Annotated in this window: 12 protein-coding genes; 7 read left to right on the top strand and 5 right to left on the bottom strand. The window is 64.8% G+C overall.

Annotation, left to right across the window (positions count from 1 at the left end; all coding sequences use genetic code 11):
- Positions 1-62 precede the first annotated feature (62 nt).
- The 3 genes from WI697_RS11910 (at position 63) to WI697_RS11900 (ending at position 3,150) form a co-directional block, all read left to right on the top strand.
- The gene (locus WI697_RS11910) at positions 63-839 is read left to right on the top strand and encodes an SDR family NAD(P)-dependent oxidoreductase (RefSeq protein ID WP_062769280.1); all 777 of its coding nucleotides are present in this window, start codon (positions 63-65) and stop codon (positions 837-839) included.
- Positions 840-977: 138 nt separating this feature from the next.
- The gene (locus WI697_RS11905; RefSeq protein ID WP_345958611.1) at positions 978-2,030 is read left to right on the top strand and encodes a phosphotransferase; all 1,053 of its coding nucleotides are present in this window, start codon (positions 978-980) and stop codon (positions 2,028-2,030) included.
- A 451-nt stretch (positions 2,031-2,481) separates the two neighbouring features.
- Positions 2,482-3,150 (top strand): TylF/MycF/NovP-related O-methyltransferase, encoded by a 669-nt coding sequence (locus WI697_RS11900; protein WP_345958610.1) that lies wholly within the window; start codon positions 2,482-2,484, stop codon positions 3,148-3,150.
- 411 nt (positions 3,151-3,561) lie between these two features.
- On the opposite strand, the gene WI697_RS11895 is transcribed toward WI697_RS11900, so the two are convergent.
- The 5 genes from WI697_RS11895 to WI697_RS11875 form a co-directional block, all read right to left on the bottom strand.
- Positions 3,562-5,493: a PhoX family protein gene (locus WI697_RS11895; RefSeq protein ID WP_345958609.1), complete on the bottom strand. Its 1,932-nt coding sequence runs from the start codon at positions 5,491-5,493 to the stop codon at positions 3,562-3,564.
- 124 nt (positions 5,494-5,617) lie between these two features.
- Entirely contained in the window at positions 5,618-5,899 is a 282-nt protein-coding gene (locus tag WI697_RS11890) for a type II toxin-antitoxin system RelE/ParE family toxin (protein WP_385997584.1), read from the bottom strand.
- A gap of 8 nt (positions 5,900-5,907) precedes the next feature.
- Complete coding sequence (locus tag WI697_RS11885; RefSeq protein WP_345958607.1) at positions 5,908-6,318, bottom strand: antitoxin PaaA2 family protein; 411 nt, start codon at positions 6,316-6,318, stop codon at positions 5,908-5,910.
- Between the two features lie 125 nt (positions 6,319-6,443).
- Entirely contained in the window at positions 6,444-6,902 is a 459-nt protein-coding gene (locus WI697_RS11880) for a helix-turn-helix domain-containing protein (RefSeq protein ID WP_298642771.1), read from the bottom strand.
- A 173-nt stretch (positions 6,903-7,075) separates the two neighbouring features.
- Positions 7,076-8,287 carry an acyl-CoA dehydrogenase gene (locus WI697_RS11875; protein WP_345958606.1) on the bottom strand — a complete coding sequence of 404 codons (1,212 nt, stop codon included), beginning with the start codon at positions 8,285-8,287 and terminating at the stop codon, positions 7,076-7,078.
- Between the two features lie 376 nt (positions 8,288-8,663).
- Between WI697_RS11875 and WI697_RS11870 the strand changes: the two genes are divergently transcribed.
- The 4 genes from WI697_RS11870 to WI697_RS11855 all read left to right on the top strand — a co-directional run bounded on the left by WI697_RS11870 (position 8,664) and on the right by WI697_RS11855 (position 13,601).
- Entirely contained in the window at positions 8,664-9,392 is a 729-nt protein-coding gene (locus WI697_RS11870; RefSeq protein ID WP_014744166.1) for a TetR/AcrR family transcriptional regulator, read from the top strand.
- A gap of 59 nt (positions 9,393-9,451) precedes the next feature.
- Entirely contained in the window at positions 9,452-10,423 is a 972-nt protein-coding gene (locus tag WI697_RS11865; RefSeq protein ID WP_345958745.1) for an NADPH:quinone oxidoreductase family protein, read from the top strand.
- Positions 10,424-10,704: 281 nt separating this feature from the next.
- Positions 10,705-12,858 carry a methyl-accepting chemotaxis protein gene (locus tag WI697_RS11860; RefSeq protein WP_296707997.1) on the top strand — a complete coding sequence of 718 codons (2,154 nt, stop codon included), beginning with the start codon at positions 10,705-10,707 and terminating at the stop codon, positions 12,856-12,858.
- Positions 12,859-13,019: 161 nt separating this feature from the next.
- The gene (locus WI697_RS11855) at positions 13,020-13,601 is read left to right on the top strand and encodes a YqaA family protein (RefSeq protein ID WP_062769296.1); all 582 of its coding nucleotides are present in this window, start codon (positions 13,020-13,022) and stop codon (positions 13,599-13,601) included.
- Positions 13,602-13,623 lie beyond the last annotated feature (22 nt).

Below are 13,623 nucleotides of genomic sequence, written 5' to 3'. Positions count from 1 at the left end.
CAAGCCAGCCGGCCCGCCCGAGAGGCCGGACCATGACAGATCCTGAGGGAGGTTCCCGACCCATGACCAATCCGATGTTCGACCTGACCGGCAAGGTCGCGGTCATCACCGGCTCCACCCGCGGCATCGGCAAGTCGATCGCCGAGCAGATGGCGGCCGCCGGTGCGAAGGTGGTGATCTCCAGCCGCAAGCCCGAGCCCTGCGCCGCGGTGCGGGCGGAACTGGTCGCCAAGGGCGCCGAGGCGATCGACGTTCCCTGCAACATCAGCAGCAAGGATGATTGCGAGAACCTGATCGCCGAGACCCGCAAGGCGTTCGGTCGGGTCGACATCCTGGTCGGCAACGCCGCCAGCAACCCCTATTACGGCCCGGCGGCGGAGATGCCCGACGAGGCCTTCGTCAAGATCATGTCGAACAACGTGCTCTCCAATCTCTGGCTCTGCAATCAGGTGGTGCCCGAGATGAAGGAGCGCCGCGACGGCGCCATCGTGCTGATCTCGTCGATCGCCGCCATCCGCGGCACGCCGGTGCTGGGCGCCTATGCCGCGTCGAAGGCCGCCGAGGCGCAGATGGTGCGCAACCTCGCGATCGAATACGGGCCGCACAACATCCGCATCAACGCCATCGCTCCGGGCCTGATCAAGACCGATTTCGCCCGCGCGCTCTGGGAGAACCCCAAGATGCGCGAGAAGGTCGAGAAGTCGGCCCCGCTGCACCGGATCGGCGAGCCCGAGGATATCGGCGGCGCCGCCGTGTTCCTGGCGTCGAACGCCGCCCGTTTCATCACCGGCCAGCTGCTGGTGATCGACGGCGGTGTCACCGTCGGCGACACGCTCTGAGCGGGCGGACCCATCCGATACGAGCCCGGCCGGAACATTGAAGCGGAGGGGCGGGCGGTGACGCCGGCCCTTCCGTTTCGTCATGTCCGGCCGCGGCCGTCTGCATCCACCACTGAACCTCCGGAGATCCTGCGCCACATGTCCGGCCCCAATCTCGTTCCGGTCCGCGAGGCTCATCGCCTCGACGAGGCGGCGCTTTCGGCCTATCTGGCCGACCGTCTGCCCGATTTCGACCCCGCCGACCTCGAGATCCTGCAGTTCGAGGGCGGGCAGTCGAACCCGACCTATATGCTGAAGAGCGCGGGGCGCCGCTATGTGCTGCGCAAGAAGCCCCCGGGCAAGCTGCTGCCCTCGGCGCATATGGTGGAGCGGGAATATCGCTTCATCGCCGGGCTCGCCGACACCGATGTCCCGGTCGCGCCGGCGCGGCTGCTTTGCGAAGATGCAGGGATCATCGGCACGGCCTTCTATGTCATGGACTATGTCGAAGGCCGGGTGCTGACCGACCCGACCCTGCCCGGTCTTGGCCCCGACGAGCGCCGCGCCACCTATGACGAGCTCAACCGGGTGATGGCGGCGCTGCACAGCGTGGACTTCACGGCGGCGGGGCTGGCCGATATGGGCAAGGCCACCGACTACATGGCCCGCCAGATCGCCCGCTGGTCCAAGCAGTACGAGGCGACCAAGACCCACGAGATCCCGGCGATGGATCAGCTGATCGCCTGGCTGCCGGCCAATATCCCGGCCGATGACAGCGTGTCGATCGCCCATGGCGACTATCGCATCGCCAATGTGATCTACCACCCGACCGAGCCGAAGATCCTGGCGGTGCTGGACTGGGAGCTGGCGACGATCGGCCATCCGCTGGCGGATTTCGCCTACAACGCCATGTTCTACAGCCTGCCGGCCGGCGACGAGGGCTTCCCCGGCCTCGGCGGGATCGATCTCGGAGCGCTGGGCGTGCCGACGGAAGAGGAATACGTCGCCGCCTATTGCCGCCGCACCGGCCGCGACGGCATCGACGACTGGCCGTTCTACAAGGCCTTCGCCATGTTCCGCCTGGCCGCCATTCTTCAGGGCGTCTATCACCGCGGCATCACTGGCAATGCGAGCTCCGAGCGTGCCAAGGTGGTCGGCGCCCGGGCCTCGCTGCTCGCCGAGCTGGGCTGGAAGCAGGTCGCGAGCGACTGACGTCTTTACCGGCAGGCGCAGTCCGAAACCTCTGTCTTCTTTTTACTGGATATACTGTCGGCCATGATGCGGGCTGGTCGGAGTAAGCGGTGCACGCTGCTGGAGCAGTGCCTCGCGAGTGCCTTGTCCATGTCGGCGAGCCGCTCGCCTGTCGATGGTTGGCGGCCCCCTGACGACCGCGGGTGGTGAGTGCGGTTGCGCCGGGGCTGTGGCGCTGTTCCGATCGCGGCCAAATGGAGGCTGGCGCTGGCTGAGGAGGCAGAGCGCCTCCTCCGACGCGACATGACGCGACATAGGTGGCGATGTTGAAGATCTGGCGCGTTTTATTCAGATTGCGCGTCACGGATATTTTCGTTGCGCCTGCCTGCAAAATTCCAGAAAATCCTTGCGGTAGATCTCTAAATTGAGTGCTCGAATTGGTACCAAATCACCCTGATCAGGGAAGTTTGAAATGCTCATCATACGAGAGATGGACGCCGAAAGAGCATGGGACTATGAGAATGGTTTTTATTGGTTCAGTCATCCCTCCCGAATAAATAAAGCTCTCGCACATTATGAAATCTACAAGAAGGTCGCTGGACTTCCCGGTGACATATTTGAATTTGGCGTGTACAAAGGCACGTCTCTGCTGCGGTTCATAACATTCCGAAGTTTGCTTGAAAACGAGTCCTCCCGGAAAATTGTTGGATTTGATATCTTTGGGAAATTCCCCACGACCAACATTACTAATGATGGAGATATCGAGTTCATAAAAAGATTTGAAAATTCGGGAGGTGATGGTCTGGATAAATCGGAGTTGCAGGCGATTCTAAATCATAAAAATTTTAGAAATGTGGAATTGATCGGCGGGAATGTTTTTGAAGCACTTCCCGCATACCTGGAGAAAAACCCTCACGTGCGTCTTGCTCTCCTTCATCTTGACATGGATGTGGCAGAGCCGACCGAATTTGCACTGAAAAGGATGTACGATCGAATCGTTCCGGGAGGCATGATTGTCGTCGACGACTATAATGCCGTTGTGGGGGCGACTGAAGTGATCGACAAGTTTATTGCTGACAAGGGGCTTCAGTTGTCTAAGCTGCCTTATTATGCGACGCCTACCCTTATTACTAAACCCTGACAAGGATTTGGCCGCTCCCTTTTCGTTGTGGAGTCAGGCAGGGACTGAAATTCTCTGGCAGCTGGTCCTGCCCCTGAGGCATCGACCGTGGGTCGCCGTCGAGGACGGGCACAGCAGTGCGCGGCTTTGATGGAGAGACGCGCCTGAGTGCGACACATGGCTTGAGCGCCAGCCCTGGCGCCTGATCAGGGATACTGCTGAGCACAATCGGGATCGGTGCGTTGGCTGATTCTGCCATCAAGCATGTACACAAGTGCACCGGAGGCGCGTCCACCCGGACGAGGGCGGTCACGGTCCTGCCGGCCTCTCCCGCAATGCCGGCGGTCCTGAACCGGGCTGGATAAAGTCATCAACGGCCGCCCGAAAGTCTCGGGCGGCCGTTTCAGTCGACTGACGGGCGGATCGGCCGGTTCAGACCGGCTGGGGCATACCGGCGATATAGCCGACGCCGCCGCTGCGGCGGTTGCGGTAGTTGGCGTCGATCAGCGGTGCGACCTCGGCCTTCACCTTGTCGTGCAGCCCCTTGCCCCAGTCGCCCGGGTGCTGGAAGTTGCTCATGATGTAGGCGAAGCCGTTGACGTCGTCGACCGCCTGCAGGCCGGTCGATTCGGCGCCGGCCGGGCAGGACAGCAGCCGCGACAGGCGGCCGGTATCGACCTCATAGGCCCAGAGGAAGTTGTTGACGTGGTTGCCGCTGTCCTCGCCGATGAACAGCGTGCGCAGCCGCTCCGAGAACTTCACGTTATCGGGATTGGCGACCAGGTCGACATCGGCGGTGTTGCCGACGGCATCCGGCTCGGCCAGATCCCGGCCGACCAGGGCCGGAACGGCCGAGAAATGCACCGGCACCCACTCGCTGTCGATGGCGTTGCCGGCGGCATCCTTGCGGCCGCCTTCCATCGGCAGCTGATAGACCGCACCGGCATCGATCTTGTCGACCTTGATGCCGCTCTTGCCGTCGCTCATCGACTTGTAGATGTAGGACACGGCCATATAGGCGGTCTTGTCCTTCGCGTTGACGGTCACGCCTTCCAGCTTGCTCAGCGCCAGCGTGGCCCCCTGCAGCGGCGCCCAGCGATGGGTCTCCAGGAAGGCCGCCGCCTTCTCCATGCCCGGCTTGAAGCGCACCCACTGGGCCTTGCCGTTGAAGCCGATCTGGGTGAACGAGGCGTCCTTCGGATCCTCCTTCACCACCTCGACGATGTCGGCGGCGGTCAGCGTGTCGGCGAGCTTGCGGATCTCGTCGCTGGTCGCATGGCCGAGCTTCACCCAGGTCAGATCGAACGAACCGCCCTTGTCGATGTCGACGCCCGCGCGCTGCGCCAGCTTCGCCGCATAAAGCGTGCCGGCCGACAGATCGGCGGGCTTGTCGGCGATGAACATGAACAGGCCGCCATTGGTGGCGTCGTCACCCATCAGCACGGTGCGCTGGTCCGGCATCACCTGCACCAGCTCGTGCGAGATGCGGCCCATGCAATAGTGCTTGGTGATGGTGCCGGTGCCGTCGGCATTCACCTTCACCTCGGGCAGATGGCCATAGTGATAGGGGTTGGCCTTGTCCGGATCGCCGAACAGGTTCTGGCTGAAGGCGCGGAACTGCTCGTCGGTCCTGGCGAAGGGCGCGTCGGGCTCGTACTCTTCGCTCGATAGATGGGTGTTCCAGGGCGACAGGCTGGCGCCGCAGGTGATCCACAGGCCGTGCACCGGGCTGGTGTCGACATTGTGGTACTGCACAAGCTTCAGCGCGCCGGTCGCCGGATCCTGGTCCAGCGTCAGCACCGCGATGGGCGAGGGCAGGCGGCCATACATGTCCTTATCGGCGGCATCGCGGGTGGTGTATTCGAACTGCACCACCGCGAACACGGTGTTGCCCTTCACGCCGGCGACCTTCGCATCCATCGGCATCAGCATGTTGCAGCCGTCCGGGCAGTCGGAGAAGAACTGCACCGGCTTCTCGCCCGAGGCGTCCATGATCGGCTTGCCGTTGATGTCGACATAGCCGCCGGCCAGCACCTTGCCGCCCTTGCCGTCGGGCAGGTCGTCGCCGGTGATGAACAGCGGCTCGTAGCCCAGCGCGAAATTCTGCGTCTTGCCGTCGGCATAGGTCACCACCATCGACGAGCCGACCGTGGTGGTGGCCTGTGCCGCCGCGGTGGCAGGCGCCGACATGGCGACGAACTCCACCGACCTGGGCGCCGCGGCGGCGCCACCGGTCGCGGCGAAAGCGGTGCGGCCGAAGGCGGTCGCCGTCGAGCCGGCGGCAAGCCCCGCCACGGGCAGAAGCGGCATGCCCGCCAGCAGGCGGAGAACCGTGCGGCGCGAAGCCTCGGGCAGAGTGGACATGGAACAGATCTCCGAACATCCAGGACAGGGTCGGTCGTGCGGCCGGCCGGGCGCAGATGCTAGTCCTGGTATGTTACGGTTCTGGTGCCATGCGTGAGGTGGATGGATGACGGCGGTCGACCTGTCAGGGGTGGCGACGTCTGGCGTGCTTGACCGCCAGGATCTCAACGATCCCGGTCTCCTCGATAATCCGATACAGCACGAGATAATTCCGGTGCACCACCAGTTCCCGGTACGCGCCATAGCGTCCGGGCCGGCCTGAATGAGGATGCGCCGAGAGCCTGTCGGTCTGTTGCCGGATCATGGCGCCGAAGGCTTCGGCATGGAGGGGGCTGTCTTGCGCGATATGGCGGACAATGGCGATAAGGTCGGCTCTGGCGCGCGGACGCCAGACGATGTCGAACACCGGCCGCATTACCGGGGCGACCGCCTGCCCGCCCTGGCAAAGACCTGATGGAGTTCTCTGTCCATGTCTGCCATCACCTCGTCATGCGGCAGACTGGGGGCAGGGTCGGCCAGGGCCGCATCGATTTCGGACAACAGCCAGTGGCCATAGGCCTCAGGGGTCTCTTCGCGCGTATGCGGTTTCCATCGGCGGGCATCGAAGTGGCCGATGGTGATGCCCATCTCGTGAAGCAGGGCCAGGGCGGTGATCGGATCGTCGAAGCGGCGTATGTCGGCGCGCCCGGCCGTGGTCAGCAGACCTGCGCCGCTGCGCGTCGTGATCTCGATCAGAAAGTCGCCGCCATCACCCTTGAGCGTGACGTCAGACACCGCACCGGCATCATATGCGGCCTGCAATTCTTCAGCCGTCATGCCGCGCATCTCAGTCTCCGCCAGAGGATTGCCCGACCATGAATCTGGCCGCCGCCGGGTGGTTTCGCAATATCTGCCAGGCATTTTTCGCGACACCGATGAACAGGGTCAGCTTGAGGCTGAACGCAAAGGCGTCACGCCGCCCGGCTCTGCCATCCGCCACGCTCTTCCATCACCACATCCATCCGGCCTCCGCCGGCCGTCTCTGCCGCGAAGGCCGACAGCCGCTCGGTCAGGCGTGGTGTGTTCTCCGCGCCGGCATGTTCGGTGAAGATCAGCTTCAGGACCCGTTCGGCGAGCGGATCGATGTTGCTCTCACCCCGTTCCCATCGACCGACGGTCTGCTTGTCGCGGCCCAGCAGCCGGGCGAGCTCTTCCTGCGACCAGCCGAGTTCGACCCTCAGAAACCTGAGCTCGGCACCGCTCAGCCCGCCTGACCTGCGAACCAGGGCAAGACCGATCGCCCGATGCAGGCGGTCGATGTCGTGGATGGCGAGCGTCTCGCCATAGGGTGTCTCGCGCAGGGTGTAGCCGTTTGCGAGATAGACGTTGTCCAGCCCGCATTCGGTGTAGGGGTAGAGGGTGTCGGTCACGGCTGCCTCCATCGTGATCGAGATATCATTATGATACTTTTCACGGGAGGCAAGAGCGAGGGGGCGGTGGGGCCGCGACACGCGAAAACCCCCCATCCGCAGCCGGACGGGGGGTTCCGAAGGCAGTCCGGCCTCGCCTGCGGTGCAGGCGGGGCCGGTGGTCTGATCGAGGATCAGCCGAGCGCGTGCTTGGCCAGCTCGAGCTTGGCGATGGTCTCCTGATGGACCTCGTCCGGGCCGTCGGCCAGGCGCAGCGTGCGGGCGCCGGCATAGGCCTTGGCCAGGAAGAAGTCCTGGCAGACGCCGCCGCCGCCATGGACCTGGATCGCGCGGTCGATCACGCGGGTCGCCATGTTCGGCGCCACGACCTTGATGGCCGCGATTTCGGACTTGGCGTTCTTGTTGCCGACCGTGTCCATCATCCAGGCCGCCTTCAGGGTCAGCAGGCGGGCCTGATCGATTTCCATGCGCGACTGGGCGATGTAGTGGCGGGTCATGCCATGCTCGGCCAGCGTCTTGCCGAAGGCGGTGCGCTGCTGGGCGCGCTTGCACATCAGTTCGAGCGCACGCTCGGCAAGGCCGATCAGGCGCATGCAGTGATGGATGCGGCCCGGCCCAAGGCGGCCCTGAGCGATCTCGAAGCCGCGGCCCTCACCCAGAAGGATGTTCTCGGCCGGCACGCGGACATTCTCGAACAGCACCTCGGCATGGCCGTGGGGCGCGTCGTCATAGCCGAACACCTTCAGCGGACGCAGAACCGTCACGCCCGGGGTATCCATGGGCACCAGGATCATCGACTGCTGGCTGTGGCGCGGCCCGTCGAAGCGGGTCTTGCCCATGAAGATCAGGATCTTGCAGCGCGGATCCGGCGCGCCGCTGGTCCACCACTTGCGGCCGTTGATGACGTAGTCGTCACCGTCGCGCTCGATCCGGCTCTCGATATTGGTCGCGTCCGACGAGGCGACCATCGGCTCGGTCATGGCGAAGGCCGAGCGGATCTTGCCTTCCAGCAGCGGCTCCAGCCACTGGCGCTTGTGCTCTTCGGTGCCGTAGCGCTCCAGCACTTCCATGTTGCCGGTGTCGGGGGCGTTGCAGTTGAACACCTCCGGCGCGATCTCGGAACGGCCCATCACCTCGCACAGCGGCGCGTAGTCGAGGTTGTTGAGGCCGGCACCGCGCTCGCTGTGCGGCAGGAACAGGTTCCAGAGGCCGGCGGCGCGGGCCTTGGCCTTCAGTTCCTCGATGATCGGGGGCGTGACCCAGCGGTCGGGCGACGCCCGGTGCTGTTCTTCAAAGACGGCCTCCGCCGGATAGACGTAGGCGTCCATGAACTCGATCAGCCGTTCGCGGATTTCCTGCGCCCGCGGACTGATGCCGAACTCCATGGGGGCTTCCTCCTGATCTGGCCGGACCTTCGGGGCCCGGCTGGCTTGCCAACACTTGTATCAAACAAACGTTTTATCTAGGCTGTGATAGCACAGGGCTTGGGGCGTTGTCGATGGAGAAACCGCAAGAGAGGTGAGGGCCGGGGAGGCGACGCAGGCAGCGGGCGGAGATGGTGGGCTGGATCGCCGCGCTGTCCGGACATGCATGTTTTACATTGTCGCGCCGTCACGCCTGTGTCATCGATATTCGAACGAACGTTGATTTAAAACGTCGCCTGAAACGAACGGCCATGGAGCGCCCGCATGTGATGCCCCCGCATCGCATCGCCGGTCCGGCCGCCGCAACGGGCGAACAGCATCGGATGGGAACGCATCGATGGCGGGCACCGACACCAAGGAGAGGATTCTGGACGCGGCCGAGCGTCTGTTCGCCGAGCACACCTATGCCGGTGTGTCGCTCCGCACCATCACGGCCGAAGCGAACGTCAATCTGGCGGCGGTGAACTATCATTTCGGATCGAAGGATGCGCTGCTGCAGGCGGTGTTTCACCGTCGGGCGCGCGACCTCAACCGCGAGCGCGTGGCGCTGCTGGCCGAGATCGAGGCCAAGTCAGGCGACCGGCCGTTGCCGCTGGAAGAGGTGCTCTACGCCCTTCTGGCGCCGCCGATGCGCTGGATGTCGGATCCCGGGCGCGGGCTGTCGGTTTTCGTGCAGTTCCTGGCCCGCTGCCGCGCCGACGGCACGCCCGAGATGAAGGCGCTGCTGGACCGCGACGTGCGCCACCTGCACCGCTTCGTGCCGGCCCTGCAGCGGGCGCTGCCGGACCTGGCGGCCGAGGAGATCTATTGGCGGCTGCATTTCTCGCTGGGCATGATGCACTACACCATCACCGATCTCAGCCGCCTGGAGGCGATTTCGCAGGGCGTCTGCGATCTGGAGGATTACGACGCGCTGATCCGGCGGATGGTGGCCTTTGCCGCGGCGGGCTTCCGCAATGCGCCGCCGCTGCACCAGATACCCGTCTTCACCCTTGGCCAGAACGCCCCGGCGGCATCGCCGCGCGCGCAGGCGGAAGAGGATGAGGCGGTAGAGGCGGCGTCCTGACGGGCGCCCAAGACTGAAACGGATACGGATCGAAACCGGTCGAACGGAGGAAAGACGTGATCAAGGCGGTTCTGTGCACGAAGCTGGGTGGGCCCGAGGATCTTGAGATCAAGGAGATTCAGGCGCCCGAGATGAAACCCGGCCATGTGCGGGTGCGGGTGCGGGCGGCGGGGGTGAACTTCGCCGACACGCTGATCATCCAGGGCAAGTACCAGGTGCGGCCCGAACTGCCCTTCTCGCCCGGCATCGAACTGGCGGGTGAGGTGACGGAAGTGGCGGCCGACGTGACCCATCTGAAGCCCGGGCAGCGGGTGATGGGCATGGCGCAGAGCGGCGCCTATACCCAGGAAGTCGTGCTGCCTGCGGCCGCCGTCGTGCCGATCCCCGACATGATGGATTTCGCAAGCGCCGCCGCCTTCCCGGTCGCCTACGGCACGTCGCATGTGGCGCTTGACCATCGGGCGCATCTGAAGGCGGGCGAAAAGCTGCTGGTGCTGGGGGCAGCCGGCGGCGTCGGCCTGACGGCGGTGGAGATCGGTGCCGCCATGGGCGCCGAGGTGGTCGCGGTGGCGAGCAGCCCCGAGAAGCTGGAAATCGCCCGCGCCCACGGCGCGACCCACCTGATCGACTATTCGAAGGATGATCTGCGCGAAAAGGTGAAGGAGCTGGTCGGCGGCGTCGACGTGGTCTACGACCCGGTCGGCGGTGCCGCCTTCGATGCCTCGCTCCGCTGCATCAACTGGGAAGGCCGCATCCTGGTGATCGGCTTCGCCAGCGGCACCATCCCGCAGATCCCCGCCAACCTGCTGCTGGTCAAGAACGTGTCGGTCGTCGGCACCTTCTGGGGGGCCTATATGCACAAGGATCCCAAGGTGCTGGGCGACAGCCTGAAGACGCTGCTCGGCTGGTATGCCGAAGGCAAGCTCAAGCCGCATGTCTCCGAGACCTTCCCGATGGTCGAGGCCCCCAAGGCGCTCAGGGCGCTGATGGAGCGGCGCTCGACCGGCAAGGTCGTCATCGATCTGAACTGACCCGCGAACGTCTGCTTCGACTGCATCTCGAAGCATGGATGGCCGCGGACCATGGTCCGCGGCCGGTTTCATTTATCTAAAATGTGTTGCATATGCGAAATGCGACGCATTTTCGTGCCCCTCGTGGCAGTTTGCTCGCCGATCCTAACAAATGATTAACTTCTCCCCTGCGATAACTTCCGACCGGGGGGAGTTTCGGGATATTGAACAGTGGGCATGGCGGGTCCGGTCTGGCAGTGAGAGACCCGCTCACGGGACATCTTGGGAAGAGGGACACCGATATGGCGGCTGCGGCGCGTGGGCTGCGCATCGTTCATAAAATTCCCGGTGCCATCGTGGCTGCGGTCGCGATCACATCCATCGTACTCGGCGTCGTCGCCTATCTGGTGTCGTCGCGGGAGCTGGTGGAGGCATCGGAAACCAAGCTGGAAGCGATCACCGAGGGCCGCAAGGCCCGTCTGAACGACTATCTGGAACGGGTGCGGTCCGATGTGGCGGTGCTGGCCGACAATTCGGTGCTGCGCCAGACCCTGATCGACTTCACCTACGCCTTCGAGCTGATCTCGCTTATGGATGATAAGCCCGATCAGATCCTTCAGAAGTCGTACATCACCGACAATCCCGAAACCGATCGGGCGGTGCTGAACAAGGCCGGTGACGGCACCTTCTTCAGCGACAGTCACGAGCGCTATCATCCCTGGCTGCGGGCAGCTGCACGCTCCAAGGGCTATGCCGATCTCTATCTCGTCGACAAGAACGGCTGGGTGGTCTACTCGGTCGAGAAGAACACGGATTTTGCGGTCAAGCTCGACGAGAGCGATGTCGGCCAGACCGGTCTCGGCCGTGCCGTCGCCGCCGCGCAGGCGACCACCGAGCCGGGCCAGGTGTCGCTGATCGACTTCACCTATCACCCCCAGGCCAACAACGAGGTCAGCGCCTTCCTGGCGGTGCCGGTCTTCGGTGACGGCGGCTATGTCGGTGCCGTGGTCGTGCGTCTGTCGGTCAAGGGCGTCGACGAGGTGATGCAGAGCGCCCAGGGCCTGGGCGAGACCGGCGAGACCTATCTGGTCGGCTCCGACGGTTATATGCGCTCCAACTCGCGGCTGTCGGCAGACACCACCGTGCTGGAGCGGCAGGTCAACACCGATGCCGTCGCCGCAGCGCTGGCCGGCAAGAGCGGTTCTGTCCGCGATATCGGCCCCGGCGGCTATCCGGTGCTGAGCGCCTACGAGCCGCTGGAATTCCTGGGGCAGCGCTGGGCGGTGATCGCCGACGTCGCCGAGGACGAGATCCTGGCGCCGGTCGTCGACATGCGCAACATGATCGCCGCGGTGGCCGTCGGCCTGATCGTGATCGTCGGCTCCATCGGTATGCTGGTCGCCCGCGGCGTCACCCGCCCGCTCGGCCGGATGACCGGCGCGATGAAGGAACTCTCGAACGGCAACCTCTCGATCGACATTCCCGATCGTGACCGCAGCGACGAGATCGGCGAGATGGCCGCCTCGGTGCAGGTCTTCAAGGACGCCATGGTCGAAAGCCAGCGCCTGGCCGAGGCCCAGCGGCTTGATCAGGAAGAGAAGTCGAAGCGCGCCGAGGAACTGGTGCGCCTGACCCGCAGCTTCGACGACCGGGTCAGCGGCGTGCTGCGCGGGGTGACGGCGGCTGCGACCGAGCTGGATGCCACCGCCCGCTCGATGTCGTCCACCGCCGATGGCGCCCGCCATCAGTCGGACGAGGTGGCCCATGCCACCGCCCAGGCGACCGAGAACGTGCAGACGGTGGCAGCCGCCGCCGAAGAGCTGTCGCATTCGATCTCCGAGATCGGCCGGCAGGTCCACAAGTCCTCGACCATCGCCGGCCGCGCGGTCGACGAGGCCGAGCGCACCAACCAGACCGTCTATGGCCTGGCGGCCGCGGCCGAGAAGATCGGCGACGTGGTGCGGCTGATCACCGACATCGCCGAGCAGACCAACCTTCTGGCGCTCAACGCCACCATCGAGGCGGCCCGGGCGGGCGAAGCCGGCAAGGGCTTCGCGGTCGTGGCCTCCGAGGTCAAGAGCCTCGCCAATCAGACGGCGCGGGCGACCGAGGAAATCTCGACCCAGATTGCGGCGGTGCGCGGCGAGACCAACCAGGCGATCGGCGCGATCGAAGGCATCCGCAAGATCATCGTCGAGATCAACGACATCGCCACCTCGATCGCCAGTGCGGTCGAACAGCAGAGTGCCGCGACCCAGGAGATCGCCTCGAACGTCCAGGCGGCCGCCCGCGGTACCGAACAGGTCAGCCGCAGCGTCGACGACATGCGCGACGCCGCCCAGGCCACCGGCAGCGCCTCGCAGCAGATCCTGTCCTCGGCCGGCGAACTCGCCCGCCAGGCCACCGATCTGGACAGCGAAGTCCGCAGCTTCCTTGAAGCGGTGCGCGCCGGCTGAGCCGGTTTACCGCACGCCTGACGGCGAAGACGCCCCGGACGGGAAACCGTCCGGGGCGTCTTCATGCGGAGATGGTGTTCTCGCCGCCCTGAATTGGGGATGCCGGGGGGCATGGCCGGTGCTAGTCTCCAGGCTTCGCCGACCCATCCCGAAAGGTCCCGATGCTCCGCCGCCTCTACGACCGGACCATGGCGCTTGCCGGCCATCGTCACGCCGAACGTGCCCTCGGTGTCGTCAGCTTCGCCGAAAGCTCGTTCTTCCCGATCCCGCCGGACGTGATCCTCGCCCCCATGGTGCTGGCCCAGCGCTCCAAGGCCTGGCGGTTCGCGCTCATCTGCACCCTCACCTCGGTGGCGGGGGCGGTGCTGGGTTATCTGATCGGCTATCTGCTGTTTGAAAGCGTCGGCCAGGCGATCCTTGACATCTATGGCCTGCGCCAGGACTTCGCCGCCGCCGCCGCCCGCTATAATGAACTCGGCTGGGTGATGGTGCTGCTGGCCGGCATCACGCCGATCCCGTTCAAGGTGATCACCATCACCAGCGGCGTCACGGGCATGAATGTCGTCAGCTTCATTCTGTCTGCGATCGTGGCGCGCGGTATCCGGTTCTATGCGGTGACCGCGATCATCTACTGGTTCGGGCCCAAGACCCTTGCCATCGTCGAGAAGCGGCTCGGCCTGTTCACGGTTCTGTTCTGCGTGCTGCTGGTCGGCGGTTTCGTGCTGATGCGCTACATCCTTTGACCGACCGGCCGGATCACCCGGG

Source organism: Tistrella mobilis, assembly GCF_039634785.1.
Lineage (GTDB): Bacteria > Pseudomonadota > Alphaproteobacteria > Tistrellales > Tistrellaceae > Tistrella > Tistrella mobilis.
This window is presented reverse-complemented; position numbering and strand designations above follow the sequence as displayed.